Consider the following 26,646-nt stretch of genomic DNA (forward strand, 5'->3'; position numbering starts at 1 on the left):
TGGTTCTGCGCATCGACCGCGTTGTCCACACCCCTAGAAAGTTATCCACAGTCGCTCTATTTTTCGGCTTCTCAGCAAGCGCGAGTGTGATCGCAGTGTTATATCTTTCTCACACAAATTCTTTGGGGAGGGAAAATTGAAAAAGGCGACTACTGCCGCCCTAGTGTCAGCACTTCTATGGGGAGTAACGGGGACTAGTTGCGCATCGACCGAGGCATCCGGCGAGGACGTTCAACCTGTCGGCGACAATGCGACAACCATCACTACTGACTCGGGCGTGACGTTACCTGCGGGTGTGCTTCCACCCAACAATCCGCCGAAGCCCGGTGATGCTCCACTTGGTCCCGATGGGCACTACAACTACGACGCACCCGAATTCGTCCTGACCAATCCGTGTGACGACCCTGAGATTATGGGGCGCTTAGACAGGCTGGGGTTCCGGGAGCAGACGTACATGGAGGGCCGAATCGAAGGTAATAAACAGATCGGCTGCGTTATCGAATCCGACGCTTCCGGCCTGCTGAGCATCTGGCATGCTGCGGTCGCTCATTCACAACTCGAACGCTACAGTGCCGAGCCTTTGGCTCATCACAAAGGGATTTTCAATTGGGTGACATTCACTCAAACAGAACCGCTAGGAAGTTCCGCCTGTATTGCTTCTGTCGAAACAGAGCAAGGGGCCCTCGGATTCGTTATCGACACAACCGGACAAGATAGCCCTGACCCACAGCACCAACTGTGTGCTCCCGTAAATGAGCTGTTAATTGATTACTTGGGGGAAGAATCATGATGCATGCCGTAATTCCAACAATCGACTCTGCAATCCAGAAGTTCAGTATTACGAATGTTCTAGCAAGCGGTTCCAGATTTATGCAGCCCAACTTGGCCGGCTACTCACAGGTTCCGTCACTCCAGCTGGTGGCGACAGAACACAGTCTCGCAATTTCCGGCAGTACGGGAAGCTCTGCCGCCGTCGGATTGTCTCTGGGCAAACAGCTCACGTGGGCGCAAACAAATCTCGCTGACTTCCGTCGCGTGATTACTGAGCACGAATCCACCATGAATCGGATCCTTCGAAGCATTAACCCGTTCAATGGTGACGGTGCTTCCATTGCCGAAGTAGCGCGAACAAGCGGTGTATTTCAGCGTCGGCCAATGTTTGAAGCTGGAAGTCTCACTTTCGCGCCAGTCACACTTTCTGCGGAACTCGGTCTTGATGCGAAGTCCCTACTATCCATGTTTTCCTCGACAAACGACGGTGCCGTAGCCGAGGCAATCGCCTACTGGAACAACTTCGCCGAAACTATGACCACGTTGGCCAGCAATCTAACCTCCATCTCATCCGGCTTGGTGTCGAGCAACAGCGGTGCTGTCTTCTCTGCTGCTGACTCAACAATGAAAGGTCTGGCCGCACGCGCAACCAGCATCGCCACCGCATCTGAGGTCATGGCCGGACACCTTGCCGTTTTGCCGTCCGTTAAGGCAATGGCCGTCAATGCACTATCTGCGATTGAGGCCGAGTCCAAGGCACTCCCAAACCCTGGCGCGCAAAAGGCTTTTGAACAGGCCGAGGTAGCAGCCTTTCTCTCTGGCCCGTATACCGCACAGCTACAGACCGCTATTCCTCGAATTCCTAACCTGGTTTCTGCCGATGCCGGAAGTGGTGTGACTGCCGAGGTTTCCGTTGGGGCCACAGTCGCCGGGCGTTCTGGAACTAGTCAGTTCGGTCTTTCGCCTGCGGGGATGACTGGAAGCATGCAGGCCGCCAGCGCACCAGTTGGCGCCACCTCAACTGTTCCGGATTCTCCAACACCACAATCCACAGCCGCGAGTGCTCCCGCTCCTTCGCAGGCTCAACCGAGCACTTCGACTTTGTCGAACCCTACTAATCCGTCTGCTACCCCTGTGCACCCCGCATCACCTAGCAGCCCAACGAGCTCCACAATCTCGCCAACTTCCCCGACCGGTACATCAGGCATGGCTCAATCGAACGCGGCGAATCCAGCCATGGTCGCTCCTTCGGGCGCGAGCGCCCCACTTCAACGCACATCACCGCAAGCATCTTCACCTTACGGAGTTCACGGCAACCGACCGGCTGGCTCCCTCGGTGCAGGACGCACTCCGGGGCTCACACCAGCGGGCAATATCCCGCCCCTGCCGTCTTCTGGAAACGCAAGCTCCCGCCCACCAGCCTCGGGAGTTCTGACTTCGAGCCCCAGTCGTATGCCAGCACCAACAGCGGGTCGCGGGATGGGAACCGGCTTGGGTGTCGGGGTAACTGGTTCTGCCTTGCCAAACACCTCGAATAGCACTGCACAGCGCGGAAGTGGATTGATGAATTCCCTAATCAGTGCGCGCAACAGTGCTACTACCGGAGCTACGGGTGCTGCTGGCGGAATCGCGGGTACCGCTGCTGGAAACCGTGGTGCAGGGACTTTCGCGGCCACCACTGCGGGCAACCGTGGCGGACTGCTCCAAAAGGACTCCGCACCGTCGGCACGCAAACTGACAAATGTGGCCACCATCAGGGATAACGATGCCGGCGCTTTCGAGCAGAACGAATACCAGAAGGAGCTTTTCGGGGATGCGCCAATCACTATCCCGGCGGTGATAGGCCACAACGTCCGAGCGTAAAGCTCCGAGCGTAAAGTCAGCGCGTCCAAGCTGATCTTTACCCGCTCGGGCGCCACGGGGGATCGAACGGCGTCCGTGAATTCGTACCTCAACAACGCCTTCAACTTAGACACTTTTTCACCGGCCCTTTGGTCGGGATTGGCGTACTTTTGTTGAAGTTCTAGGCCTAAATCGTCGCTCTCCAAAAGTTGTAACTAAACCGAACGTTCGTTACAGTTACTGGAATGACAAGTACCGACCACACCGCTTACACGGGGGCTAATCCGCCCACTCCAGTCACCCACAGGTGGGCCTTCCTCGCTATCATCAGCGCCGGCCTACTACTCATCGGCATAGATAACTCGGTGCTCTACACTGCCCTGCCAGTTCTGCGCGAGCAGCTCCACACAACCGAGCTGGAGGGCCTGTGGATCATCAACGCCTACCCACTGGTGATCTCCGCACTCCTCCTCGGCACTGGCACTCTGGGCGACCGCATCGGTCACCGCAAGATGTTTCTTGTGGGCCTGACGATTTTTGGCTTATCTTCCCTGGCCGCGGCCTTTGCGCCGCACGCCTGGGCCCTGGTCATCGCTCGAGGCTGCCTGGGACTGGGCGCCGCGACCATGATGCCGGCCACTCTCGCACTGCTACGTGAGACCTTCCACCACCCTCGTGAACTTGCCACGGCTATTGGCATTTGGTCAGCCACGGCAACACTGGGTGCCGCTGCTGGCCCCGTCGTCGGCGGTTTCCTGTTGGAGCACTTTTGGTGGGGCTCAATCTTCCTTATCAACATCCCTGTCGTAGTTTTCGCAATCATTGGCACGCTGATTTTCGCTCCACCAAATCAGCCCAACCCAGCCAAGCGCTGGGACTTTCTCACCAGCCTCTACGCGATGCTGGCCATGCTGGGCCTGGTTTCGCTTATCAAGGAACTCGCCGGCCATCGCTCCTCCACCGTCATCGTCGCAGCTATCGCCTGTGGGCTAGTGGGCGCGGCACTGTTTCAGCGTCGTCAGGCACGTCTTACCGAACCCCTCATCGACTTTTCGGTCTTCCGTTCGCCGATGTTTTCCGGTGGCGTGCTGGCAGCAGCGCTTGCCATGTTTGTCCTGGCAGGCGCCGAATTGATGACGACGCAGCGCTTCCAGATTTCCGTCGGATACACACCACTCGACGCGGGCTTGCTAGTTGCCACCGCGGCACTGGCGTCCTTGCCAGTTGGTGTCATCGGCGGCATGGTGCTCCATCGAGTGGGTTTCCGCACACTCATCACCGGCGGCTTCCTCCTCAACGCCGTCGGACTGGCAGGCATGTACTACGGCGTTTCCTCGGGCAATTTCTCGCTCATGATCGCGGGATTGATACTGCTCGGCGCGGGCGCAGGTTCTGTGATGTCGGTGTCGTCGACTGCGATAATCGGCTCAGCGCCGAGGTCAAAGGCAGGTATGGCGGCGGCGATGGAATCCGTGTCCTACGAATTCGGCACACTGATTACCGTCGCAATCACAGGCAGTCTCCTGCCTATGTTCTACACCCTGTTTACGCCTGTCGACGCCAGCATCTCACTCACCGATGCACTTCACACGCCAGCGCTTAACGACGGCGCCCGCGCCGGCCTCGACAGTTCCTACCTGGCCATTTTGATTATCCTGGCTGTCGTTGCTGTCATTGCAGCGATTGCGACTGCGGTGGCATTCCGCGGCAACCCGAAGGAGACTGAATATGCGCACGAGTAAGCGCACTGCCATCCTCGACACAATCGTTGAGATTATCGAGACAAGCGGTTTTTCCGAGGTCACCTACGAAAATGTTGCAACTCAATGCGGAATGAGTAAATCAGGATTGATTTACCACTTCCCCTCCCGCGAAGACATGATCCGCAGCGTCCATGAGCACATGGCGCAGTTATGGGAGGAGGAGCTTATCGAAGCCGCAGGTGGGCCCGCAGAGGAGGTATCCCCCGCCAACCGCCTACGCGCAAACCTCCAGGTCTCGCTGGATACGGCAACGAGGGCCGAGCTACTCATGTCCATCGACTCTGCCGCCGACCCGGAGCTACGCGAGATTTGGACGCGCCTTTTGCGCCGGTGGAATCCGCCGGTAGAACGGATTGCCACCGACCAGGATGCCTGCATGGCCTACGTTGTCCAAATGATTTCCGATGGACTCTGGGCTAACGACTACCTCAATGGCAATCAGCTCACGAAAGCGCAGCGCAAGGCAATCGCCGAGGCTGCGGCAAAGCTGATTCCAGAGTCGATGGAGTAGCCAGCTCTAGACGCCCTTGCGCTGAACGTCCTTGAGCTCGGAGTCAGTGGCCAGGCCATAGTTGGCACCCTCATAGACAGCCTTTGCTCGACTCGTTCCGTCGAGCACATACTCGCTAAAGGACAGCACCATCGAGCCGAGCACATTCTTGGACGGATCATCCAGGTAGGTGCCGTGGTAGGAACCGGTGACTACCGCTTCCCAGGCGGGCCCTGCAGCATCGCGGTAACCACGTCGATCGGCATCAAAAGGAACGATGTCCTCGTGCTCAGCAATGGCCACCAGGCTCGGAATCTCCGGAGGGGTGGAGATCAGTCCAGCGTCGGAAGGCCCTGGGTTGATAGCAACCAGACCACGGGTGACCATATCGATGCCCGCAGCCTGGAAGGCCTTATCCATCCTATTGTTCAGGAAGATTGCGGAGCCGCCACCTGCAGAGTGCCCGACCAGCATCGTCCGGGAGAAATCGATCTTGCCTGCAAGTGGCGTGGACTCGTCCTCATTGGCCGCTGCGGCAACTGAAGCTGCCAGCACCATCTGCGGCGCGAACCAGTTGGTGAAGTTGTAGCCAAGAGCCACGACATAACCGTGGCTTGCATAGAGTCGCGCTTGCGCGTCGTACATACCTGGCTCAGTACCAATGCCAGGGCTCAGAACCATCAGCGGCGCGGACTCCAAGGAGTCGATATCCGCCGGGTAAATGAGCTGCGCGCCAACTGGGGAGGCGTTGGCCGATTCCGGCAACACGTCATAGCAGCCGGTGGTGCCGTGGAGACCGTGGAGGTCCCGCAGTACGCGGTTGTAGATGGTGTAGACGACACCGTCACATGGCATTGCTTCACGGGTTGCGGCAACTGGGTGGGAGCCCATCGCTCCGAACTCCTTGCGCAGGTGCCCCGCCTCTGGGGCGAACGGCTCGGTGATACGGCCACTTTCACCACCGGAGATGACACGGTTCACGCCACCCATGACATCCACCAGACCACCGCCAATTTTGTCCACGGTTTCCGAGTTCTGGTAGTCAACAGTGCTTTCACGTGCAGTGATGTCCGGCAGCTGACCAATGCGCGGTGCCGCCTGCGCTGGCACCTGCCCGCCGAGAACTACACCAGCTGCGAGCGAAAGAGCAACCACCTTCGAGAACTTACGCCCCCGCCCTTGACGGGATGCCGACACGGTCTTTCCGGCCGCCCTTAGTGAACCAATCATCGTTTTCCTTAACTCTTGCCAAGAACCTAGGAATACGAATTTACCTAATACGTAAATACATACGTAAAGAAAGAAATAGCCTCCCCCATCTTTCACCCCTCAAACAATCATTCAGAGCGCTGAAAATGTTCACTCTCGCCCAAAATTAACACGACCACCCCCATTTCCTACCCCCTTTCCACGAGTGCACAAATTCAGAAAACCCACCTCACCACCGTTACCCACATATTTTTATTACCTTTTTCCACAAACGCCTCCGCTGCCTCCCTACCAGCGCATACCTTATTGACACCAAGGACAAAGTGGCCACGCCCACACTCACTGTTAACCGACAACCGAGTGCGCATGGCCCTTAATAAAACCCCGAACAGAAAAGAACTCCCACAATGAGAATCGGCATCCCTTTAGAACCCGATCCCCAGCAAACAATTGTGGCTGCGACCCCGGAGACCGTCGGCAAACTCGTCAAGCTTGGCTACGAGGTCGCCGTGCAGGCTGACGCCGGCCTGGCTGCTAAGTTCACCGACGCGGACTACGAATCCGCCGGTGCCACCATTGTCGACGAGTCTGTCTGGCACAGCGATATCGTCGTAACGCTCGACACTCCGCCGGAGCAGTTCCGTGCACTGCTTAACGACGGTGTCATGCTGATCAGCCGACTTGCGCCAGGCCGAAACGAAGAACTGGTCGAAGAACTCGCGCAACGCAACATCACTGCCCTTGCTATGGACGCAGTTCCCCGCATTTCCAGGGCACAGTCGATGGACGTGCTGTCGTCGATGGCCAACATCGGCGGCTACCGTGCAGTAGTCGAAGCGGCTTCTGCATATGGTCGCCTCTTCACTGGTCAGGTGACTGCCGCAGGAAAGATGCCACCAGCTACCGTTTACGTCATCGGCGCTGGTGTCGGCGGACTTGCGGCGATCGGTACGGCCAACTCTATGGGCGCGGTTGTTAAGGCAACAGACCTGCGCCCTGAAGCCGGTGAACAGGTCGAATCGATGGGTGCAGAGTTCATCCCGATTCCGGCCGCCACCGAGAAGTCCGAAGATGGCTACGCCAAGGAAATGACCAATGATCAGGCTGCCGCTGCCGCGAAGCTCTACTCCGAACAGTCCGCGCAGGCTGACATTGTCATTACCACCGCGAATATCCCTGGCCGTCGCTCTCCGCGGTTGCTGACTGCTGCCGATGTTGCAGCTATGAAACCAGGCAGCGTCATCGTCGACATGGCTGCCGCCGGTGGCGGCAACTGCGAGATGACCGTTCCAGGCAAGACCATTGTCACTGACAACGGTGTGACCATCATCGGTTACACCGACCTTGCAGGACGTCTGCCCGCGCAGGCATCGTCGCTGTACGGACAGAACATTTTCAACCTGTTCAAGCTGATTACGCCGGAAAAGGATGGCTCTCCGGTTCTCAATCTCGAGGATGAGATTATCCGTGGCATCACGGTAACAAAGGCTCGCCCACAGAATGGCGCCGGCGCTACCGGAGCTGAGATTCTCTGGCCACCACCGCCAATCAAGGTCGCTGTCACCCCTGCTGCCCCACTGCAGGAGCAGCAGGCCCACCAGGCCGCATTAGAAGAGAATGCGCCGGAGAAGGTTTCCTTCATGGGATCGGGCCTGGGCTCGAAGATTGCTCTGGGCCTGACGGCACTGCTGGCAATTGTGGTTATGCTCAGCGCACCGCACAGCGTGAGCGCCAACTTCATGGTTCTCACCTTGGCTATCGTGCTTGGCTTCTACGTAATCTCCGCGGTCACGCCGCGCCTACACACACCGCTGATGTCTGAGACCAACGCGATTTCCGGCATTGTTCTGGTGGGTGCGATTCTCCAGGTGGGAAGCTCCAACCTGCTGGTTTCCGGCCTCGCGTTCGCGGCCATCGTGGTCAGCTCCATCAATATCTTCGGCGGTTTCGCCGTCACCGACCGCATGCTTGGCATGTTTGTGAAAGAGGAGGCATAAAGTCTAATGGCTAGCATTGATACTGCTTCGCTTCTGGACTGGACCTACCGCCTGTCCAACGTCGGCTACATTGTCGCCGCCGTCCTGTTCCTCGCTGCCCTCTCGGGCCTGTCCAAGCCGGAGACCGCTCGCCGCGGTAACTCCTTCGGTATCGCCGGTATGGCTGTAGCCGTCGTCATTGCCATCTTCCAGGCACTCGTGACCGCAGACACCAAGCCGGATACTCACTTCTCGCCGCTGATTACCCTGATTCTCATCGCTGTCGCTATCGGCATCGGTGGTGTCATCGGTATCAGTCGCGCACGCCGCGTTGCCATGACTGGCATGCCGCAGCTGATTGCACTGTTCAATGGTCTGGTCGGACTCGGCGCTATCTTCATCGGCTTCAACTCCTACATTTTCGCCGAAGATGTAGCCCCCGATGCCCTGAAGTTCCACTTCGGCGAGGTCTACATTGGCGTCTTCATCGGCGCTGTGACCTTCACTGGCTCCATCGTCGCAGGCCTGAAGCTGTCTGAGAAGATCAAGGGCTCGCCACTACTGCTGCCGGGCCGCAACGCTCTGAACATTGCCATTCTGGTAGTCACTCTGGTTCTCCTGGCTGTCTTCATCGCAACCGGCACCGAGGGCGGCACCATCGCATGGGCATGCATGATTGCAGTCACTGCTTTGGGCCTGTTCTTGGGCTGGCACCTGGTCATCGCCATCGGTGGCGGCGACATGCCGGTTGTCGTGTCCATCATGAACTCGTACTCCGGTTGGGCCGCCGCTTTCACCGGTCTCATGCTTGGCAACCCGCTGCTCATCATCACTGGTGCGCTAGTTGGTTCCTCCGGAGCCTACCTGTCGTACATCATGTGTGAGGCCATGAACCGCTCCTTTGCCAACGTTATTCTGGGCGGCTTTGGCTCCGAGGCTTCGTCGGGAAGCGCTGTGGAAGGCTCCCACACCGAGGTCAGCCACGAGGACACCTCCGAGATTCTGCGTGATGCAGACAAGATCCTCATCGCTCCGGGTTACGGTATGGCTGTGGCACAGGCTCAGTACGCTGTTGCTGACCTAGTCCGTAACCTGCGTGAGGCCGGCAAGGAAGTGGTCTTCGGTATCCACCCAGTCGCTGGCCGCCTGCCGGGTCACATGAACGTGCTGCTGGCTGAGGCCAAGGTTCCCTACGACATCGTGCTGGAGCTGGACGAGGTCAACGATGACTTCGCTGATGTGGATGTCACCCTGGTCATCGGTGCAAATGACACCGTCAACCCGATGGCAGAGCAGCCGGGCTCCCCGATTGCGGGTATGCCGGTGCTGAAGGTGTGGGAATCTGAGCGCGTGATTGTTCTCAAGCGTTCGATGGGTTCGGGTTACTCGGGCGTGCAGAACCCGTTGTTCTTCAACGAAAACACCGACATGCTTATCGGCGATGCGAAGGCCAGCGTCGACTCTCTGAACCGCATCCTGGCGAGTTCGAAGGTCAACGCTTAAAACTTCAGGCAAGCAACGCCGTACAAATCGGAGCCTAGGCGATTAATTCCTAGGCTTCGCCACAGGCTGCATCACGAACCATCGTGATGTGCTCAATGCCGGCTTCCATGAAGGTCTCCCCGATCTCATGGAAGCCGGCTTTTGCGTACACGGCCTTCGCCTGCGTCTGGGCATGCAGAATCAGCCCCGTATCCGGGTGGTCAGCGATGACCTGCTGCAGCAGTTTCGAGGACAACCCCCTACCCCGGCTCGCGGCATCGACGACAACGCGTCCGATGGTGCGCGGGTAGTTCGTCGAGAACTCATCGAGCGTGTCAATCACACGCAAGTACGCAATAATCTTGCGGGCGTCATTGTCGTCGCGGATGAAATAGTGCTCTGCGGTATCTTCCAGGTCGCGCCAGTCCATTTCCGGCTCTGTACAGGACTGCTCAAGATAAAACACGTCGGTACGCAACGCCGAGATGGCATAAACATCCGTCGCGCTGAGTTGAGAAAAGGAGGCGTGTTCAATCATGGTGGCTGATTTTACTGCGAAGAACGGTGTGACGCTCATAGCTGGCAAACGTAGTGGCGCACCATCGCGCAGAATGAAGCCGCAGACCTATACCGCCCGCACCCGGCGGAATTGTACCTTCGCGCCGGGCACCAATTGCCCGGCCCTCGACAATGACGGCTCCGTCAACACACCAATGACCGGATATCCACCCGTCGCCGGATGATCAGGACCGAAAATAATCGGCTGCCCCGATGCGGGCACTTGTATCGCACCGGGGACCATTCCCTCGCTTGCCAACTCATGGGTGACCTGGCGCTCAAGAGTAGTCCCATTCAGCCGAAGTCCGACGCGGTTGGCCTCTTGCGTCACGGTCCATGTCTCGTGAAAGAAATCACTGACGCTTTCCCGCGTAAACCAGTCCGCCCGAGGGCCAGGAACAACATCTAAGCGCGCAGCCTCGCTCGACCAATGAGGCGCGGGATAAATTGCGATTGACGACCCCGTCGAATACTCCGGGTCGCCGACCTGCAAGACCTGACCGGCCTGCAAAGGCGCTGGGCCGAGCTTGCCGAGCGTATCGTATGACCGCGAGCCCAGCACTTCCGCGACATCGATGCCCCCTCGAATCGCGACGTACCCGCGAAGACCTGCATCGAAGGTACCAAGCCGCACAATTGCCTTCGCCCCGACCACAATTCGACTATTCATCGAGGTCTTGATGACCTTGCCATCCTGCTCGACAGTCACCTCACCGTGGGCTCCTGCGAAGGATATGATTGCTCCCTCCGCTACTTGGAACTCCAACCCGCCGACGACGCACTCAAGCACCGCCAGGCTTTCTTCGTTGACAACCATCCGGTTAGCAGCTGCCGCAGACTCGTGGTCGAACGCACCGGAAGTACTCACGCCCAGGCTGCCTTGCCCTGCACGGCCCAAATCCTGAATCGTCGTCAATATGCCGGGTCGAATAATCTCGATAGAATTCTTCATCTCTTCCGCCCCCTTTTTCTACGCCGCACTCACCGTAGAAGTCGCTTCAAATTGCACCTCAACCCCGGGCTCAAGCAGCGCCGGATTAGGCCGATTCAAGTCCCACATCTCCACATCTGTATGTCCCAAGAGCTGCCAGCCACCGGGCGAATCGATGGGATATACACCTGCGAATTGGCCCGCAAGTCCGACGGAGCCCTTGGGAACTCGAGTGCGCGGCGTCGTAAGGCGGGGAATATCAAGCGGCTCTGGCCACCCCTGACCGCTCCCGCGCACCATGTAATAAAAGCCCGGCGCGAATCCACCGAACGCGGCCGTCCAAGGGCGTTCGCAGTGCCAATCGATTAACGCTTGAGGGCTCATCCCAAGGCTTTGTGCCAAGGACTCAAGGTCCGCGCCGTCATAGTGAACGGGAATCGTCATTGTTTTTCGCTTGTCGACGGTCTGCCTCTGCGCATTGTTGCCCCGCAGCGCGGTTTCTACTGCGCCGAGGTAACGACGAGCCGGTCCGCGAAAGCGAAGAAGGAGCGTTTGGGCTGCAGGTACCCTGTCAACGAGTCCCTCAATCTCAGCCGCAGCAGAGTGTGCACGAAGTACCTTCGCCAACGGATTGGCCGATGATGAATAGTCGATAAGCAGCGCATTTGTTCCCATAGGGCGAATCTCGGCCATGGCGGTGCTGATCCTTTCTTTCTTGCGGGGTTGAAAAACTGCGGTTGATAAGACCGGTGTGCGAGTCCGCGCTATACGTGGGCAGCGACGGTGACTCCGGCGTCGACGAGCCCTTGGCGAATCATACGGGAGAGTTCGACCGCACCAGGGGTGTCTCCGTGCAAACAAATAGAGTCAGCCTGCACGGTCAACGGTGAACCGTCGTAGGCGACGATTGGTTCCCCGCTAGCCATTGCAATGACGCGTTTGACGACGGCATCGGGTTCTACAATGACCGACCCCTCGAGTACTCGGGACACCAGAGTTCCATCGGAGTTGTAAGCGCGATCTGCAAAAGCTTCCCTAATCACAGGGAGGTCCGCGTCGAGGCTGAGCCGTTCGATGACCGACCCCGGCTGCGCCATAATGGCAAGCTCATCTCCGCAGGTGGAGCGAGCGAGCAGGAGCGCCTCCACCACTGCAGCGGCCTGATTTTCATCCACTGCGATGCGGTTGTAGAGGGCACCATGGGGCTTGACGTAGGAAACTTCGGTACCCACCGCCCGTGCACATGCCGAAAGTGCACCAATCTGGTAGACGGTTTCGGCTCGCAATTCTCGATGTGCGTAATCCATGCGACGTCGTCCAAACCCGGGGAGATCGCGGTAGGCGACGTGCGCGCCGATGCGAATTCCGCGCGCAGCAGCTGCCTCACAGGTCTCCATCATGACGCTAGCGTCACCCGCGTGATACCCGCAGGCAATATTGGCACTGGTCACAATGTTCAGCAGAGCGATATCATCACCCATCTTCCACGAGCCGAACGCTTCCCCAAGGTCAGAGTTGAGATCGATAGTGGCGCCCATAAACGTCACCGCTCCTTCCAAGTAATAATGCTGGTCTTTGTACCGTTGTTATGTTGGTTCTCATCTGAGCTGTGCGAGAAACCGGGGGGGATTAGCCGAGCATTTCAAACACACCGCCGAATGAGCGCCACGCCAAGAACCAGGCGACTGCGACACCCAAGATTCCGATAGCCGCCAACCACTTCGGGTACTTGTAACCATTCATGAGATCCGCACGGAACAGCGCGATGTAAATCAGCACAGTAACGCCAATTGGAAGAACCAAACCATTGAAGGCTCCGGCGAAAACCAACAGCGTCGCTGGAGCCGTACCGATGAGACCGAAGAGCAGCGTGGAGATTGCAATTAGGACAATGGTGATCGTGTTTTGAGTCTTGGCTCCAGCACCCGAGGAACGAGTCAGAAATGTTGCTGAGGTGTAGCTGGCACCCACAATCGACGAGATTCCCGCAGCCCACAGGACAACGCCAAAGAAGCGCATACCCCAATCTCCTGCCGCAGCTTGGAATGCCTCTGCAGCGGGGTTTCCATCCGTATTGAGGACCACGCCACCCGCAACCACTCCCAAGACAGCTAGGAAAAGGAGGAAACGCATGATGGCTGTGACGATGATGCTCGTAACAGATGAGCGAGTGGTCTGTGCGAGGTTCTCTACACCGCCGGCGCCAGCATCAAGCATGCGGTGAGCGCCAGCGTAAGTAATGTACCCGCCAACAGTGCCACCGACGAGCGTGATGATTGCCAACAAGTCAATCGTGTCGGGCATGACCGTGTTCTTCAGTGCTTCCCCTACTGGCGGGTTAGAACTGAACGCCACAATTCCAGTGACCAGAATCATCACGACACCGAGCACAACGAGTGCCTTGTCCAGCGCCATACCCGCCCGCCGGGAGAGGAAGAAGCCAATGGCGAGGATTGCAGTAACAATGCCGCCAATCTTTGCGTCCACGCCCAACATCGCGTTCGCACCAAGTCCAGCACCGCCGACGTTGCCAATATTGAAGACCACACCACCGATGACAATGAGAATTGACATTAACCAGCCCAGCCCCGGAAGCACGGCGTTGCCGAGCTCCTGCGCGCGGCGTCCAGAGACAGCAATCACTCGCCACACGTTGAGCTGAATCGCGATATCAAGAAGCACCGAGATCACAATGGCAAAGGCGAAAGCCGCGCCAAGCTTGGCCGTAAAGGTTGCGGTCTGGGTGAGGAAGCCCGGCCCGATAGCACTGGTCGCCATCAGGAATACGGCGCCGAGGAGTGCCGTTCGCCGCGCCTTATGGGCAGATGTTGAAGCGTCCATAGCGTAAGGCCTTTCCCTACAAGTCTGACGATTCCCACGTTGAAGGATCCCTACGTTGAAGATCGCCTGCACAGAGATTGTTGAACAATGTCTCGTATGTTAATTGGTGATGGCCGCCACACAAAAGTGCTTTAGTAGTCTGTATTACATGACTACCCCCGGAAGCATCCTCGACGATCAGACCCACACGTCCTCTGGGGAAAAACAACAAGACGTTTCAGTAGCGGATGTCACCGCAACTGTCCTGCGCCGAGAGATTCTCGCCGGAAAGCACTACAGTGGCGAGCAGCTCCGTGAAACCCAACTTGCTGCGCGACTGCAGGTCAGTCGCAACACCATCCGACAGGTCTACCGCAAGCTGGAATCTGAGGGGCTACTTACTCACATCCCTCATCACGGCGTGTTTATCGCTTCCTTCGACAAACAACGCATCCGCGAACTGTATGCCTTTCGCCATGTCGTCGAATGCGGAACACTGCGATCGCTAAGCAAGAGCCAGGCAAAGCTCCTCGGCGAAGAGATTCTTTCTATTTGTGGTTCACAGTCATCATTGAACCTTCCCGAACGGAATAATGCCTTTCACCTCGCCATCGTCAGAGCTTCCGGGTCCCCCGACCTGTTAGCCACCGCCGAATCAATTCAGGCCCAACTCCGTCTTTGCTTCCTCTCCTACCCCCAAAGCATCGAACTCCATGCCCGATACGCCGATCGCCACATCAGTATCGCCAAAGTTCTCATCGAGGACACCCCAAACCACGCCGCCGACCTCCTCAGCGCCTACCTCAATGAGTCGTTCAGTGCCGTCACCGCTGCCCTCCCGCTTGCCGACCGTTGATAATTAGCTGCTAGGACTACAGTGATGGACATGGCAGCAAATTCAGGCAACGCATACGCAATGATCATCAATCGCTTTGGCGACCCCGATGAGTTCACGCAGGTTTCCCGCACCCCTGCGGAGCCCGGTCCCGGCGAAATCCTGGTCAAAACCACAGCCATCGGCGCGAATCCGCTGGACTACAAGATGCGCGATGGCTCTTCCGGTCTGTGCGCAAAGTTCGCCCCTCCCGCAGTGCTCGGACGCGAAGCTGCTGGCGAAGTCGTTGCCGTCGGCGAAGGTGTGGACAGCTTCGCCCCCGGCGACCGTGTCTTCGGTATGCGCAGCTTCGACGACTTCCGCGGCACCTACGCAACGCACAACGTCTTCCCCGCCGACGGTGTGGTCCGAACGCCCGATTCGCTTGACGACGTTACCGCTGCGGGCCTTGCCCTAGTGGGAATCACGGCGACCGTGGCTGTCGAGCAGCTTGCAAAGGTAAAAAGCGGGGACACCGTACTCATCCATGGTGCCGGTGGCGGTGTTGGCCAGCTGATGACGCAGCTGGCGGTCGCCCGTGGCGCAACTGTGTTGGCCAGTGCGTCGTCACGCCATCATGAAAAACTAGTGGGCTTTGGTGCACAGCACATTGATTACACAGCGGAAGATGTATTCGAGGCTGTGCGCCGGCGGTTCCCCGAGGGCGTAGATGTTGTGCTCGATGGCGTGTACTTCGACACATTCCTCCCCTCGCTGGATGTGTTGGCATCGGATGGTCGGATTGTGGCGCTGCCTTCACTGGCCGACCTGACACCGGCGAGGGAACGTGGCATTGAAGCACACATTCCGGCTATTACGAATGACACGACTATTTATGCTGACCTGGCCGACCGCGTGGTTGCCGGTGAGATTTCACTTCCTATCGGCCTGACTAAAAACCTCACCGAGGTCGCGGAGGTCCACCGAGTATTGGAAGACGGACACGCTGACGGCAAGATTGTGATGACCGTCGACTAATTCAAGTGCGTTACTACAGCTCGCGACGAGCGTTCTGATATGTCTTCGTCAGCGAGCACCAGAGCTCGTCGGCATCAGAGATGGCTTCCACTAGTTCCCGGTTGGTCATAGTTTCGCGCTGCTCGCGCAGTCGGTTGTTTAGCTTTCGAGCACGAGATAGCTCACCGCGTAGTTCGATGAGCTCCGGCGTAGCCTCTCCGGAGGCAAATACATCTTTGTAGATGGTGCCGACCCCCATTGTGGTGTTCACGTTGTCCCAGGCAGAGAGGATTGCGGTGAGCTGGTACTCGGTGTCCATGGCAATCTGTTGCAGCTCAGCGTGATTACGCTCGGCGAGCTCGTGCGCCTCAGCGCTGCGGCGCACACCGACCCACGCCTGGTATGCGATGAGAATCGCAAGCACCAAGCCCGCAACTGGCAATGCATATTGCAGAATCCACAGCGTGACACCGAAGAGCTGAACAATCAGGCCGAAGAAGAAAAATACGACAATGACCGTCGCGCACCCGTTGTCGGAGCCTGAGCGTTTACTCATCGCGGCGTCACCTCCGCCGCAGCATTCAAAATCGCATCGGCCCCCAGGTGGCTGGCGTAGCCAAGTCCGATGGCTGCTGCCAAAAGGAGTATTGCCAGCAACGTATAGACGATTGCCTCTTTGACGGTGCTAGTGACCTCAATGCGCTGCTCTTCGTAGTCCAGCAGTGCCCGCATGTCTTTGGTCGAGGCATTCAAGCGGCGTTCGAGATTAGCCATGTGTTCCTGCTGCTCAGCAGGCGAGATAGCGATGGCATTGAGTGGCACATCAACGCTCTCGACACTGGCATATGCCTGCCGACGAGCACTCTTCACGCTGTCGAACGAAACTGACGGTGCGGGTGGCACTTTAGTTGGCCCAGTGAGATTCCGCGACACCTTATAGTAAGAGCGCGCTGCGGCCCTCGTCAGTTCGTTGTTGGAGTCGCCTTGATTGCCCATAGTGCCGAGTCTGCCACATGAATTTTCTTTGGCTCGGTATCGTCCACCTCATCGAGGATGGCAAAGACATGCATGCCTGCATATGGTGCGGCTTCGGCTCGGAGCACGGTTCCCGGGCCTACCCCTGATGTCGCCAAATAGCGCAGTAGTTCAGGGTCGGAGTCGTTAATGCGATCGACTACCACCATCGCGCCGGCTTCGATATCCGTCAGGTCGGTGCGCACTGCGCTGGCGATGGTACCGCTTGCGCTGGGAATTGGATCACCATGCGGATCGCGCTCAGGGAATCCCAGCATTGCATCAATGCGACTAATGAAATCATCCGAGACCGCATGTTCAAGCTTTTCGGCTTCCTCGTGAACCTCATCCCAGGTGTATCCCAGAGTCGAGACCAAGAAGCTTTCAATCAGCCGGTGGCGCCGCACCATGATTAGCGCAATATCCCGCCCACGGTCCGACAGGCTAATGCCCCGATACGGCTCGTGGTTGACAAGGCCACGTGCAGCTAGCTTCTTCACGGCCTCGCTGGCGGTGGGCTTCTTTTCACCCATCCGCTCAGCGACATCGCCAAGTGCCACTTTTTCACCGGTGCGCTCGTGCAAATCCCAAATGACCTTGAGGTAGTCCTGGGTCTTTGCTGGTAAATCCTCCACGTGCATTCTTTAGACTTTAGCGTTATTGCGTGTTGCCGCAATCTTGAGGGGGACATAGAAACAGCCGGCGCACACGCCAATGCAGCCGCCAACTGACAGATTCGCCGCCACCGCAATGAATAGCCCCACCAGGCCAATCGCGATACCCATCAATGGCGCCAACACGAATAGCAAACGGGTATCGTTCACTACCCCAACGAGCGCAGCTGCCGGGGCAGCTAGCAGCGCGATGGATAGAATCGTGCCGACAGCCGGAATCAGCGCCACCAGAGTCAGAACGATTAGCCCGCTGATGACCAGCTGTGCTTTTCTCCTCGAATGCGCGACTCCGAAAGACTCCGGGTCGAAGGTGAAGTAAATCAGCTGACGCCACCGAGCAAGCAGCACCAACGCCACCAGCAGCAAGAGGCCACCGGACAGCGCAATATCAATCTTGTTCACGTTAAGTACGCTGCCGACCAGGAAACTCTCTACCTTCACCGGCAACGGGGCGAACCACTTGTTCAGGAAGTAGCCCAGTGCGAACCCAAATGTCAGCACAATTCCCGCCGCCGAGGACGTTGTTCCCACCTTTGACAGACCGAACAGTGCCCCAATCGGAATACACATCAGAAATGCTCCGATAAAGAGGAACACCGAAATCCAGGAGTGGCTCAGGCCGAGCGCTGCCGCAATAACAACGCCCACAACCGCGCCGGGAAAAGTCGCATGTGTAATCGCTTCTGCGAAGAACACTTGTTTTCCCAGCACCGCGAGCACCCCAACTACTCCAGCCAGGGCTCCTACCAGTATCAGTTCGATAATTGGCAAAATCAGGATGCTAGACACGGTCTCCTCCCAGCACGACGCGCAGCCCCAGTGCCATGAAATACAGTCCCACCGAGGTCAGCGCGACGACTGCCTGAGGCGACACCGGCCCCAAAGGCACCAGTGCCAAACCAACGATTCCGCTGAGGCAGCCCACTGCAATCGCAATCGGCACCATCACATGAACTCGGCGAGTCAGCAGTCTCGCCGCCGCTCCCGGCACGACCAGATATCCGACTACCAGCAGCACGCCCACAGCGCTTGCCGACGACACCACGACCGCAGCAATCGCCGCGTTAATGGTGAGGTCGATGCCCCACACATTGACGCCTGCGGCTTTGGCACCGAAGCGATCAAAGGCAACAAACACCTGTCGGCGCCAGGTCACTGCGATAAGAACCAAGGCGATGGCACAGACAATCAGGGCGCTGGTGAGACGGGAGTCAGTGACTTCCAGCAGTCGCCCGAACATGAGCGCTTCCAGCTGTCCTGACTGGTCACCTTTCTTCAGCGAGAGAATCACACCGATGGAAAAGAAGCTGGTCAGTACAACTGCAACTCCAGCTTCCGACATGTGCGAGCGCGATACTAAGGTCAGTGCTACTGCCACTACCACCGCACATGCTGCAGCCACCGGGATAATCATGTCGATGCCACCGAATACGGCACCGGCCACAATTCCGGGAAAAATCGAATGCACCATGGCCTCGGCATTGAACTCGAGGCCACGCAGGTTCACGATGACACCGACCAGGCCAGAGACCGCCCCGAGGGCAATCAGCAGCACTAGTGGCCTGAACATGAAAGGCGCTACCCCAAGCTCATTCGCAAGCTCAGTCCACATAGGCTGGCACCAACTTCGAGGTCGCACCAAAAGCTGGCTGCTCTGCCACGATTAATGTGTTTTCGCAGGTGTCCTCAGCAAGCACGAGATCATGGGTGGCCGCGATAATTGCCGTGCCATTTTCCTTCAGTTCGTTGAGGAGATTCAGCAGCATCGCCCGATTTTCAGTGTCGAGGCCGTTGAACGGCTCGTCGAGAAGCACGAGTTGCGGACGTGCGACGATGGCGCGCGCCAACAGGACGCGTTGCTGCTGGCCACCGGAGAGGTTGCCGAAACGTTCACTGGTGCGGTCGGCAAGCCCGACTTTGGCTAGCGCTGCGTGGATGCGTTCTTTGCGGTGTCCAAACGGTTGGAAGGGGCGCAGTTCGTGCAGCACCCCCATGGCGACGACATCGAACGCCGTGACAGGAAAAGTGCGATCGAGGTCTGCCGACTGCGGGACGTAGGACACAATCTTCGCGTTGTTGTGCATCTCACCAGAGAGAAGACGAGTCCCACCCAGGATTCCGCGCAGCACGGTCGTTTTTCCAGAGCCATTGGCGCCGATGAGTGCAAGCCCGGTACCCGGCGCGACATTGGCGGTGATGTGATTGACGATGGGTACCGCCGTGTAGCCGAATGAGGCATCGCGGAGCGTGACTATGGGCTCGGCAGACATGGGGTTGGCTAAGTGGTTACCGCTCATTTGATGCCCTCTGGCAGCGGCGCGACAGTTCCGGCCCATGCCGTCACAACCTGAGTGACGTTGTGGATGATGGAACCGATGTAGGTCTCGCCATCACTGCCAGCCGGACCAAGGGAGTCGCCGTAGAGTGCGTCCTCACCAACGATGGCCTTGACACCTGCGGCCTTGGCGATCGCCTCAATTGATTTCGAGTTGTTCGAGTTCTCCGCAAACAGCGCGGTTGCACCCGAGTCCTTCACGGTCTTTGCCGCCTCGGCGATATGCGCGGCCGTGGCATCCTGCTGCTCGTTGAAATCAGACAGCGCTGCGCCGATGAAGTTGATATTGAACTCGTGGGAGAAGTATCCAAAGGCATCGTGGCTGGTAAACAGCACAGGGTCCGACACGGTGGCGATGGACTTATTTGCCCACTCATCCAGCTGATTCAGCTTCTCCTGGTAGGCCGCAACGTGGTCGGCGATGGTGGACTTCAGCTCATTGTCGCCACGTTCCTCAGCGACCTGTTCCAGGGCGTAGCCGATGTTGGCAACCTGAATCTTGGCGTTCTTCGGCGAGGTCCATACATGCGGATCGAAGCGGAATTCCGCCTCCTCACCGGGTTCTTCCGGCGGGAATGGCCATGGGGAAACATCAATCTTTTCCACGCCTCGGTCAATGGTGTAGTTACCATTCTTCGCCTTCTCTGGCGGCAGCGGCTTGGTTTTGTCCATATCCTTGGCCGTCTTCATGGCATCTACGTCACCTGCAGTTAGAACGCCGCTGGTTACTGCCATCGTTCCGGAAAAGCCCGAGGACTCAATCGCCTGGTCCAAGAAGTGCTCCAGGTCGACTCCGTTGACGAACAAGAGATCCGCGTTACCAGTCTTGCTCAGCTGCTCATGGGTCATTTCCAACTCATGAGCCGTTGCATTCGGCGCCAACAGGCAGGTCAGATCCACTTCATCGATGTCCAGCTGCTTCACGTAATCACAAATCTGCGTCGTGGAAGCCACGACGTTGATTGGGTTCTCGCCGCTGGCTCCCTCACTGCTATCGCCACACGCTGCAAGGCCAGCGCCCGCTAGCAAAATCGAAAGACCCGCACACATGGACTTGGCTGATCGCGAAAGTTTTCCGGAAATTGTCATGTTGGTGTCCGCTCTTAATCGTTTTGTTCCTGCTTTACGACGGCTACGCTGACCGGCCGCTTCAGTAAATCGGGTCACCTTAGGGGCGGTTGGGGCGCACTTCGCCGTTCATCTATCACGTGTGAGAGTAAACCTAACGACAGCGATTTTCAACCTATTGAACTTAAGTGTTTTTGGTATGGCATTTTTCTAAGGATAAACATTGAACAAACCCTATCCACAGGCCGTCACGCCACAGCGCCAACCTTCACGCCACAACATCAGCCATGATGGAGACATGGAAGCGAAGATTTATCACAACCCCCGCTGCTCAAAGTCCCGCCAGGCTCTCGCCGTATTACGCGAAGCCGGAATCGAGCCGGAAATCATCAAGTACCTAGACACTCCTCCAACCAAGGCCGAGCTGCGCTCGCTAATCGAGGCGGCAGGCCTGAACGTCATCGATGCCGTGCGCACCAAGGAAGCAGAGTTCAAGGAACTGGAACTCTCCAAGGACTCCAGCGACGAGGAACTTCTGGACGCAATGGTTGCGCACCCACGCCTGATTGAGCGCCCGTTTGTCGTCACCAATAAGGGGGTAAGGATGGCGCGCCCCACCGAGGCTATTAACGACATTCTCTAACCAATGACATGCGTTAATCGCCTTTACGCCAACCCCCTCCACAGGCCCCCAAGACCGAGAGGTTAACAACCCATTAACAGGGGCTGAAGTCGCTGTAAACTCACCGCTGAAACGATAAAGCTCTCCGCCTGCTGCCCTAGCCACCCGCACAGGTTGCGCTAGAGGCAACGGCGGCCTTCAGCGAAAGGACTCTCATCATGAGCAGTCAGAGGCTCGGCTGGCTCAGCGCCCCCGGCCCAGCAGCTCCCCTTCCCGAGGAAAAGATTGCCCCGACCTACCGGACCTGGCGGTTCAACGTCTTCATGGGCATCTTCATCGGCTACGCGGGCTTCTACCTCATCAGAAATAACATCCCCCTGGTGTCCGCTGTGCTGGAAAAGCACGACCTACTGGGTGCAGCCGGAATTGGCATCGTAGCCAATGCGGTTCTCTTCTCCTACGGCCTATCCAAGTTCTTCATGGCCATGCTCTCCGACAGGGCCAATGCCAGGTACTTCCTCCCGCTTGGCCTAGCGCTGTCCGCGGTCGTAAACCTCTTTGTTGCGTTCGTCCCAGCGATCAGTGCCTCTGTTGCGATTTTCGCGACAGTCATGTTCATCAATGGCTGGTTCCAAGGCATGGGCTGGCCTCCTTCTGGACGCGTTGTCGTCCACTGGTTCTCGACATCCGAGCGTGGCACTTTGATGTCGATCTGGAACACTGCCCACAATGTCGGTGCCGCCGTCGGTGGTGCTCTGGCAGCCTGGGGCTTGCATTCGTTCGCCACTTCCGATGCCGACTGGACTCCCGCATTCTGGCTACCGGCGATTGTCGCGCTCGTGATTGCCGCCATCGCATTCCTGCTGATTCGAGACAACCCGCAATCCATGGGACTGCCTCCGGTAGAGGAATACCGTAACGACCCAGACAAGGTCGAAGGAACTAATGACGAGGCACAAGAACCCTGGTTCACAATCGTCAAGAACCATGTTCTTACCAATCCGGTTATCGTCATGTTGGCGCTGGCCAATGTGTTCGTCTACGCACTTCGTTACGGCGTTCTCAACTGGATTCCGATTTACCTGACAAACGAATTGCACAAGACCAACGTCACGGGCGGAATCATCGGATTCATGCTCTACGAGGGCGCAGCAATTGTGGGCACCCTGCTGTGCGGATGGGTCTCCGACAAGGTCTTCAAGGGTTGGCGCTCAGGCGCCGGCATGCTCTTCCTGATCGGCACCGGCATCACCATTTTCGCATACTGGCAGCTACCCGCTACGGCACCATTGTGGATGTTCTATGTGCTCATCTCCCTGATCGGCGCACTCATTTACGGCCCAATCATGCTCATCGGACTGCAGGCCATCGACCTCTCGCCTAAGTATGTTGCGGGAACCGCAGCTGGTTTCACTGGATTGTTCGGATACCTTCTCGGCGCAACACTCGCCTCCACTGGTGTCGGTCTCTTGATCGACTTCGCAGGCTGGAATGTCACATTCGCAACCCTCATTGGAGTTGTCGCTATTGCGTTTGTCCTCATGATCTTCGTCGGCAAGTACGAGCGCGAAGTCATGCACAAGGCAGATGAAGCCCGCACCAAGACAGCTCAATAGCCACTCAATAGCCGTCAGTCACGGTATTGCCAGTCGAATCCCGGATTCGCTCCGTGAGTCCAAAACGGTCGCAACGTCGCCAATTCATCGGTACACTCTATGCCGCAAACGAAAAAACGCGAATAGACATTAAAAATGGAAGGAGTCTTCACCATGGGACTTATGGACAAGGCCAAGGAAGCACTGAGCAACGAAGAGAACACCGACAAGGTTCTGGACAAGGCTGAGCAGCTGGGCAAGGACAAGCTCGGCGAGGACAAGGCCGACCAGATCAAGAAGGTTCGCGACATGGCAGACGAGCGCCTGGGCGACAAGAAGTAAGCTACAGAGCTTCTTCACCCCGCATTAGCACCCTGTTTTCACAAGGGAGCTGGTGCGGGGTTTTGCTGCTCTTAGGGGACCCCACAGCCCCACCGACACGCCTTTATTGACAATTATTTTCACATTGTCCATCATTAGCCACGTGAAAACTATTGTCGATAGAGCTTCTCTTCCGCGCACTCGAAAACAAAAACTTCGAGCCCGGCTCTTCGGCTTTCTACTTTTCCTGGCCGTCCCCGCCACAATCCTCTTGGCGATCTCCATAGGCCCCGCGGGAACAGGTTTCAGCAACGGCATCGTCGCGCTGCTCACCCCGCTCATCAAGACGCTTTCCGACGACCTCCCGGCTCTCAACCACCTTCTGCCAGAGATATCCCCTGCCACGCAATCACTTGTCTGGAGCATCCGGCTGCCCCGTGTCCTCCTTGCTGGACTGGTCGGTGCCTCGCTCGCTGTCGCAGGTGCAACCATGCAGGCAGTTTTTCGCAATCCGCTGGCCGAACCCGGTGTTACCGGTGTCTCCTCCGGTGCAGCAGTGGTAGCCGTCATTCTCATCGTCACTGGCGTGGCCGCGAAAGCACCGTGGGTTCTTTCGGCTGGCGCATTCATAGGCGCGTTGCTGGCTGTCATATTTGTCCAAATCGTCGCCGGTCTCAATGGCGGCAGTGGAGCCACCCTGTTGCTCGTCGGTATTGCACTCAACGCGTTCCTCGGCGCAGTCATCTCCGCCACCATCGCGAACGCGCCACACAGCGATGACGCTCAACAGGCCATGTTCTGGCTCAACGGCGATTTAACTGCTTCGAATTGGCAGGACATTGCACTGGCAGTCGGCCCCATTACCGTCGGCACGGTTATCTTGATGATGCTCATTCCCGAACTCAACCTGTTCCTCCTCGGCGAAGAACAGGCCGCTGCCACTGGTATGCGCACAGTGTGGATCCGGCAACTGCTGCTCGCCCTGGCTGCGTTAGTCACGGCAGCGGGCGTCGCTGTCACTGGCGTTATTTCCTTTGTCGGATTGGTCGTCCCGCACCTGATTCGCCTTGCCATCGGCCCCGATCACCGCAGCCTGCTGCCCATTTCTATGTGCCTCGGCGCAGTGTTTCTCATTCTCGCCGACCTCGTCGCTCGCAGTCTCTTTTCCCCAGTTGCTCTGCAAACTGGCACAGTCACCGCGTTCCTTGGCGCACCTGCGCTACTCGCGTTGATTCTTCGGCAAGGTGGCCGCCAGTCATGAGTCAGCAGACACAAAATCTCAGCGACCGCGTCACTAAGCCACACGCCGATAGCACCGCGCTGCTGCGGGCTACCGACCTCAGTGTCGGTTACCGCAATCGGACCGTCGTAAGTGGCGTGAACCTCGCTATTCGTCCTGGCGAAGTCCACGGCATCATCGGCTCCAACGGCACCGGAAAATCCTCCTTGCTCCGTGCTATGGCGGGCATCGTGACACCGAGTTCGGGGCAGGTTGAGCTCCTCGGTGCACCTTTGACGAAGCTTCGAGCCCACGAACGCGCCACCCGGTTGGCGTACCTGCCGCAGCACACACCGGCCGATGCCGCTATAGACGTTCGAACTGTCGTGGTACTCGGCAGGTACGCGCACCACCGTCGGCGTGACCGTTTCCGCAGCTCACTAAACTCCACGGATCACGATATCGTCGCTTACGCCCTCGACCGCGTTGGTGTCACCGCACTCGCCGACCGCCCTATCACGGCTCTGTCCGGCGGGCAGCGGCAATTGGTGTTCATCGCAAAACTATTGGCACAACAGGCCAAGGTCATGCTTTTCGACGAACCCACTGCGGCCTTGGACATCGGGTTTCAGCTGGAAATCCTCGAGCTCCTCGGCGAGCTTGCCGACGAGGGCCACGGTATCGGAGTCGTCCTTCATGACCTCAACCTCGCGGCCCGCAGCTGCCACCGGCTCAGTGTGATTCACAACGGCGGATTGGAAGTCACTGGTTCCGCCGAAGAAGTGCTGACACCGCCCCGAATAGATGCGATTTATCGCATCTCCAGCGCTGTTGATACCGATCCACATACCGGTTCGGTGCGAGTGACGGCGTTGGCTCGGGCTCGCCCGGCTGACTGATTGCGGCTGGCTGTTTCAGACTATCTGATTCAGACTGTCTGATTCCAGCTAGCACCAACGCAACCGAAAATTCCCCAACAATCAAAACTCAACACTCAAGGAAGTACTTTCGTGTTTTCACCAACTTCTCCTATCTCTGCCTTGAAGCGAAACTCTAAAAAGACCTTCGCTCTGCCGTTGATTGCAGCACTGCCGCTCGCAGCGGTGGTCGCTTGTTCCACTTCGGAGGAGACGGCGCAGCAGCCGTCGTCAAGCGAAACTTCGACAAACCAGCAGGCGCAGTGGCCGCGTACTGTGACCGTCGGCGACCACGACGTTACGGTGCAGAGTCAGCCGAAGCGCATCGTTGCACTGTCGACCGAGGTTGCGGATCTGGCGTTGGAGCTGGTTGGGCCGGAGCGTGTCGTAGCCGTGACGAAGAATGCTCTCGATGAGAGCTCGGGTAATCAGGTTGAGCTGGCGCGTCAGGTGCCTAACGCGATTGCCAACTCGACGAAGCCGGATCCGGAGCAGATTCTGTCCTATGAGCCGGACATGGTGTTGATGACCAGCCGCCATGATCAGGAGCAGTCGGCAAGTGAGCTGCTGGGTGCCAGCGATGTTCCGACCGCGGCGTTTGCCAGCAGTGATTTCGCCTCGCCGAAGGCGCTGGCAGAGTCGGTGACCAAACTCGGCAAGTTGCTCGGAGCCGAAGATAAGGCGGCTGAAATGGTTGCCAAGATTGAATCGGAAACCGAAGAGATTCTCTCGGAAATTGATTCCACAACTAAGCCAAAGACGCTGGTCCTGTTTGCCCGCGGTGGTCAGAAGATGATTATGGGCATGCAGTCGGCGACGACGAATCTCGTTGAGCTGGCCGGTGGCGAGCCGATCTCGCCAAAGGGCAAGCGTCCGGGTGCCGTTCCCGCTGATCCGGAGACAATTGTGCAGCTGAATCCGGATGTCGTTTTGATCCAGGATTTCCACGGCCAGGGCAAGGCTCCATTCCAGGAATTGCTGGATAATCCGGCGCTTGCCGACGTCGCTGCGGTCAAGAATGATCGAGTGCAACTAATTGATGCGAAGACGACCTCTGGCACCGCCGGAATGCACATGCCCGATGGACTGCGTGAGATCGCTGACGCACTGGCTAAATAGAAGATAGGTTTTCACGTCGCTATGTGGATTCATGAAGCACTGACTTCCCCACCCCGCGGAATGCACTGGGTTTTGTTATCCAGCTGGGG

The 26,646-nt window shown here is 57.7% G+C and carries 27 protein-coding genes; 14 read left to right on the forward strand and 13 right to left on the reverse strand.

Features of this window, described 5'->3' with window-relative positions:
* Nucleotides 1-163 precede the first annotated feature (163 nt).
* From HMPREF2820_RS05750 to HMPREF2820_RS05765, 4 genes are all read left to right on the forward strand, one after another.
* A complete protein-coding gene (locus HMPREF2820_RS05750; protein ID WP_246822226.1) occupies nucleotides 164-790 on the forward strand; it encodes a hypothetical protein in 627 nt (208 codons plus the stop codon).
* Complete coding sequence (locus tag HMPREF2820_RS05755; RefSeq protein ID WP_069359586.1) at nucleotides 787-2,634, forward strand: hypothetical protein; 1,848 nt, start codon at nucleotides 787-789, stop codon at nucleotides 2,632-2,634. Before HMPREF2820_RS05750 ends, HMPREF2820_RS05755 begins: the two co-directional genes overlap by 4 nt.
* Before the next feature lie 224 nt (nucleotides 2,635-2,858).
* Nucleotides 2,859-4,355, forward strand: coding sequence for an MFS transporter (locus HMPREF2820_RS05760; protein ID WP_070603281.1), 1,497 nt, complete (start codon nucleotides 2,859-2,861; stop codon nucleotides 4,353-4,355).
* A complete protein-coding gene (locus tag HMPREF2820_RS05765) occupies nucleotides 4,342-4,887 on the forward strand; it encodes a TetR/AcrR family transcriptional regulator (protein WP_049189337.1) in 546 nt (181 codons plus the stop codon). Before HMPREF2820_RS05760 ends, HMPREF2820_RS05765 begins: the two co-directional genes overlap by 14 nt.
* A gap of 6 nt (nucleotides 4,888-4,893) precedes the next feature.
* Here HMPREF2820_RS05765 and HMPREF2820_RS05770 read toward each other — a convergent pair whose 3' ends face one another.
* On the reverse strand, nucleotides 4,894-6,096 hold the full coding sequence (locus tag HMPREF2820_RS05770; protein ID WP_070603284.1) for an alpha/beta hydrolase: 1,203 nt from the start codon (nucleotides 6,094-6,096) through the stop codon (nucleotides 4,894-4,896).
* Nucleotides 6,097-6,482: 386 nt separating this feature from the next.
* Here HMPREF2820_RS05770 and HMPREF2820_RS05775 point away from each other — a divergent pair, with 386 nt between their 5' ends.
* The gene (locus HMPREF2820_RS05775; RefSeq protein ID WP_070603286.1) at nucleotides 6,483-8,072 is read left to right on the forward strand and encodes a Re/Si-specific NAD(P)(+) transhydrogenase subunit alpha; all 1,590 of its coding nucleotides are present in this window, start codon (nucleotides 6,483-6,485) and stop codon (nucleotides 8,070-8,072) included.
* Nucleotides 8,073-8,078: 6 nt separating this feature from the next.
* Nucleotides 8,079-9,554 carry an NAD(P)(+) transhydrogenase (Re/Si-specific) subunit beta gene (locus HMPREF2820_RS05780; RefSeq protein ID WP_070603289.1) on the forward strand — a complete coding sequence of 492 codons (1,476 nt, stop codon included), beginning with the start codon at nucleotides 8,079-8,081 and terminating at the stop codon, nucleotides 9,552-9,554.
* 49 nt (nucleotides 9,555-9,603) lie between these two features.
* On the opposite strand, the gene HMPREF2820_RS05785 is transcribed toward HMPREF2820_RS05780, so the two are convergent.
* From HMPREF2820_RS05785 to HMPREF2820_RS05805, 5 genes are all read right to left on the reverse strand, one after another.
* Complete coding sequence (locus tag HMPREF2820_RS05785; RefSeq protein ID WP_070603291.1) at nucleotides 9,604-10,071, reverse strand: GNAT family N-acetyltransferase; 468 nt, start codon at nucleotides 10,069-10,071, stop codon at nucleotides 9,604-9,606.
* Between the two features lie 87 nt (nucleotides 10,072-10,158).
* Nucleotides 10,159-11,043: a 5-oxoprolinase subunit C family protein gene (locus HMPREF2820_RS05790; protein WP_049172680.1), complete on the reverse strand. Its 885-nt coding sequence runs from the start codon at nucleotides 11,041-11,043 to the stop codon at nucleotides 10,159-10,161.
* Nucleotides 11,044-11,061: 18 nt separating this feature from the next.
* Complete coding sequence (locus tag HMPREF2820_RS05795; RefSeq protein WP_049172678.1) at nucleotides 11,062-11,715, reverse strand: 5-oxoprolinase subunit B family protein; 654 nt, start codon at nucleotides 11,713-11,715, stop codon at nucleotides 11,062-11,064.
* A 71-nt stretch (nucleotides 11,716-11,786) separates the two neighbouring features.
* The gene (locus HMPREF2820_RS05800) at nucleotides 11,787-12,560 is read right to left on the reverse strand and encodes a LamB/YcsF family protein (protein ID WP_049172677.1); all 774 of its coding nucleotides are present in this window, start codon (nucleotides 12,558-12,560) and stop codon (nucleotides 11,787-11,789) included.
* A 91-nt stretch (nucleotides 12,561-12,651) separates the two neighbouring features.
* On the reverse strand, nucleotides 12,652-13,863 hold the full coding sequence (locus HMPREF2820_RS05805) for an NRAMP family divalent metal transporter (protein WP_049172676.1): 1,212 nt from the start codon (nucleotides 13,861-13,863) through the stop codon (nucleotides 12,652-12,654).
* Between the two features lie 148 nt (nucleotides 13,864-14,011).
* On the opposite strand from HMPREF2820_RS05805, the gene HMPREF2820_RS05810 reads away from it, so the two are divergent.
* Together HMPREF2820_RS05810 and HMPREF2820_RS05815 are read left to right on the forward strand one after the other, a co-directional pair.
* On the forward strand, nucleotides 14,012-14,698 hold the full coding sequence (locus HMPREF2820_RS05810; RefSeq protein WP_049172746.1) for a GntR family transcriptional regulator: 687 nt from the start codon (nucleotides 14,012-14,014) through the stop codon (nucleotides 14,696-14,698).
* 30 nt (nucleotides 14,699-14,728) lie between these two features.
* Entirely contained in the window at nucleotides 14,729-15,694 is a 966-nt protein-coding gene (locus HMPREF2820_RS05815; protein WP_246822227.1) for a quinone oxidoreductase family protein, read from the forward strand.
* A gap of 13 nt (nucleotides 15,695-15,707) precedes the next feature.
* On the opposite strand, the gene HMPREF2820_RS05820 is transcribed toward HMPREF2820_RS05815, so the two are convergent.
* The 7 genes from HMPREF2820_RS05820 to HMPREF2820_RS05850 form a co-directional block, all read right to left on the reverse strand.
* The gene (locus HMPREF2820_RS05820; protein ID WP_038628219.1) at nucleotides 15,708-16,229 is read right to left on the reverse strand and encodes a hypothetical protein; all 522 of its coding nucleotides are present in this window, start codon (nucleotides 16,227-16,229) and stop codon (nucleotides 15,708-15,710) included.
* Nucleotides 16,226-16,543 carry a hypothetical protein gene (locus HMPREF2820_RS05825; protein ID WP_070566433.1) on the reverse strand — a complete coding sequence of 106 codons (318 nt, stop codon included), beginning with the start codon at nucleotides 16,541-16,543 and terminating at the stop codon, nucleotides 16,226-16,228. The genes HMPREF2820_RS05820 and HMPREF2820_RS05825 overlap by 4 nt, the downstream gene beginning before the upstream one ends.
* 92 nt (nucleotides 16,544-16,635) lie before the next feature.
* On the reverse strand, nucleotides 16,636-17,328 hold the full coding sequence (locus HMPREF2820_RS05830; protein ID WP_038628213.1) for a metal-dependent transcriptional regulator: 693 nt from the start codon (nucleotides 17,326-17,328) through the stop codon (nucleotides 16,636-16,638).
* Between the two features lie 3 nt (nucleotides 17,329-17,331).
* Nucleotides 17,332-18,150 carry a metal ABC transporter permease gene (locus tag HMPREF2820_RS05835; RefSeq protein ID WP_049189328.1) on the reverse strand — a complete coding sequence of 273 codons (819 nt, stop codon included), beginning with the start codon at nucleotides 18,148-18,150 and terminating at the stop codon, nucleotides 17,332-17,334.
* On the reverse strand, nucleotides 18,143-18,973 hold the full coding sequence (locus tag HMPREF2820_RS05840; protein ID WP_049189327.1) for a metal ABC transporter permease: 831 nt from the start codon (nucleotides 18,971-18,973) through the stop codon (nucleotides 18,143-18,145). The genes HMPREF2820_RS05835 and HMPREF2820_RS05840 overlap by 8 nt, the downstream gene beginning before the upstream one ends.
* Complete coding sequence (locus tag HMPREF2820_RS05845; RefSeq protein ID WP_070603297.1) at nucleotides 18,963-19,658, reverse strand: metal ABC transporter ATP-binding protein; 696 nt, start codon at nucleotides 19,656-19,658, stop codon at nucleotides 18,963-18,965. Before HMPREF2820_RS05845 ends, HMPREF2820_RS05840 begins: the two co-directional genes overlap by 11 nt.
* Entirely contained in the window at nucleotides 19,655-20,785 is a 1,131-nt protein-coding gene (locus tag HMPREF2820_RS05850; RefSeq protein ID WP_070603299.1) for a metal ABC transporter substrate-binding protein, read from the reverse strand. Before HMPREF2820_RS05850 ends, HMPREF2820_RS05845 begins: the two co-directional genes overlap by 4 nt.
* A 277-nt stretch (nucleotides 20,786-21,062) precedes the next feature.
* Between HMPREF2820_RS05850 and arsC the strand changes: the two genes are divergently transcribed.
* From arsC to HMPREF2820_RS05880, 6 genes are all read left to right on the forward strand, one after another.
* A complete protein-coding gene (gene arsC / locus HMPREF2820_RS05855; protein ID WP_069359604.1) occupies nucleotides 21,063-21,407 on the forward strand; it encodes an arsenate reductase (glutaredoxin) in 345 nt (114 codons plus the stop codon).
* A 197-nt stretch (nucleotides 21,408-21,604) separates the two neighbouring features.
* Entirely contained in the window at nucleotides 21,605-23,002 is a 1,398-nt protein-coding gene (locus tag HMPREF2820_RS05860; protein ID WP_070603302.1) for an MFS transporter, read from the forward strand.
* Nucleotides 23,003-23,155: 153 nt separating this feature from the next.
* Nucleotides 23,156-23,323 carry an antitoxin gene (locus tag HMPREF2820_RS05865; protein ID WP_016422348.1) on the forward strand — a complete coding sequence of 56 codons (168 nt, stop codon included), beginning with the start codon at nucleotides 23,156-23,158 and terminating at the stop codon, nucleotides 23,321-23,323.
* A gap of 250 nt (nucleotides 23,324-23,573) precedes the next feature.
* On the forward strand, nucleotides 23,574-24,563 hold the full coding sequence (locus HMPREF2820_RS05870; protein ID WP_231367182.1) for a FecCD family ABC transporter permease: 990 nt from the start codon (nucleotides 23,574-23,576) through the stop codon (nucleotides 24,561-24,563).
* Entirely contained in the window at nucleotides 24,560-25,420 is an 861-nt protein-coding gene (locus HMPREF2820_RS05875) for an ABC transporter ATP-binding protein (protein ID WP_070603306.1), read from the forward strand. Before HMPREF2820_RS05870 ends, HMPREF2820_RS05875 begins: the two co-directional genes overlap by 4 nt.
* A gap of 111 nt (nucleotides 25,421-25,531) precedes the next feature.
* Nucleotides 25,532-26,557 carry an ABC transporter substrate-binding protein gene (locus HMPREF2820_RS05880; protein WP_070603308.1) on the forward strand — a complete coding sequence of 342 codons (1,026 nt, stop codon included), beginning with the start codon at nucleotides 25,532-25,534 and terminating at the stop codon, nucleotides 26,555-26,557.
* Nucleotides 26,558-26,646: the final 89 nt, after the last annotated feature.

The organism is Corynebacterium sp. HMSC064E08 (assembly GCF_001811805.1).
In the GTDB taxonomy this organism is placed as follows: Bacteria; Actinomycetota; Actinomycetes; order Mycobacteriales; family Mycobacteriaceae; genus Corynebacterium; species Corynebacterium jeikeium_D.

What these genes read in the sequence shown, in the direction of transcription:
- HMPREF2820_RS05755 (WP_069359586.1), top strand. Translation starts at nt 787, where the DNA reads ATGATGCATGCCGTAATTCCAACAATCGACTCTGCAATCCAGAAGTTC.
- HMPREF2820_RS05760 (WP_070603281.1), top strand. Translation starts at nt 2,859, where the DNA reads ATGACAAGTACCGACCACACCGCTTACACGGGGGCTAATCCGCCCACT.
- HMPREF2820_RS05765 (WP_049189337.1), top strand. Translation starts at nt 4,342, where the DNA reads ATGCGCACGAGTAAGCGCACTGCCATCCTCGACACAATCGTTGAGATT.
- HMPREF2820_RS05770 (WP_070603284.1), bottom strand. Translation starts at nt 6,096, where the DNA reads ATGATTGGTTCACTAAGGGCGGCCGGAAAGACCGTGTCGGCATCCCGT.
- HMPREF2820_RS05775 (WP_070603286.1), top strand. Translation starts at nt 6,483, where the DNA reads ATGAGAATCGGCATCCCTTTAGAACCCGATCCCCAGCAAACAATTGTG.
- HMPREF2820_RS05780 (WP_070603289.1), top strand. Translation starts at nt 8,079, where the DNA reads ATGGCTAGCATTGATACTGCTTCGCTTCTGGACTGGACCTACCGCCTG.
- HMPREF2820_RS05785 (WP_070603291.1), bottom strand. Translation starts at nt 10,071, where the DNA reads ATGATTGAACACGCCTCCTTTTCTCAACTCAGCGCGACGGATGTTTAT.
- HMPREF2820_RS05790 (WP_049172680.1), bottom strand. Translation starts at nt 11,043, where the DNA reads ATGAAGAATTCTATCGAGATTATTCGACCCGGCATATTGACGACGATT.
- HMPREF2820_RS05795 (WP_049172678.1), bottom strand. Translation starts at nt 11,715, where the DNA reads ATGGCCGAGATTCGCCCTATGGGAACAAATGCGCTGCTTATCGACTAT.
- HMPREF2820_RS05800 (WP_049172677.1), bottom strand. Translation starts at nt 12,560, where the DNA reads ATGGGCGCCACTATCGATCTCAACTCTGACCTTGGGGAAGCGTTCGGC.
- HMPREF2820_RS05805 (WP_049172676.1), bottom strand. Translation starts at nt 13,863, where the DNA reads ATGGACGCTTCAACATCTGCCCATAAGGCGCGGCGAACGGCACTCCTC.
- HMPREF2820_RS05810 (WP_049172746.1), top strand. Translation starts at nt 14,012, where the DNA reads ATGACTACCCCCGGAAGCATCCTCGACGATCAGACCCACACGTCCTCT.
- HMPREF2820_RS05815 (WP_246822227.1), top strand. Translation starts at nt 14,729, where the DNA reads ATGGCAGCAAATTCAGGCAACGCATACGCAATGATCATCAATCGCTTT.
- HMPREF2820_RS05820 (WP_038628219.1), bottom strand. Translation starts at nt 16,229, where the DNA reads ATGAGTAAACGCTCAGGCTCCGACAACGGGTGCGCGACGGTCATTGTC.
- HMPREF2820_RS05830 (WP_038628213.1), bottom strand. Translation starts at nt 17,328, where the DNA reads ATGCACGTGGAGGATTTACCAGCAAAGACCCAGGACTACCTCAAGGTC.
- HMPREF2820_RS05840 (WP_049189327.1), bottom strand. Translation starts at nt 18,973, where the DNA reads ATGTGGACTGAGCTTGCGAATGAGCTTGGGGTAGCGCCTTTCATGTTC.
- HMPREF2820_RS05845 (WP_070603297.1), bottom strand. Translation starts at nt 19,658, where the DNA reads ATGAGCGGTAACCACTTAGCCAACCCCATGTCTGCCGAGCCCATAGTC.
- HMPREF2820_RS05850 (WP_070603299.1), bottom strand. Translation starts at nt 20,785, where the DNA reads ATGACAATTTCCGGAAAACTTTCGCGATCAGCCAAGTCCATGTGTGCG.
- arsC (WP_069359604.1), top strand. Translation starts at nt 21,063, where the DNA reads ATGGAAGCGAAGATTTATCACAACCCCCGCTGCTCAAAGTCCCGCCAG.
- HMPREF2820_RS05860 (WP_070603302.1), top strand. Translation starts at nt 21,605, where the DNA reads ATGAGCAGTCAGAGGCTCGGCTGGCTCAGCGCCCCCGGCCCAGCAGCT.
- HMPREF2820_RS05865 (WP_016422348.1), top strand. Translation starts at nt 23,156, where the DNA reads ATGGGACTTATGGACAAGGCCAAGGAAGCACTGAGCAACGAAGAGAAC.
- HMPREF2820_RS05875 (WP_070603306.1), top strand. Translation starts at nt 24,560, where the DNA reads ATGAGTCAGCAGACACAAAATCTCAGCGACCGCGTCACTAAGCCACAC.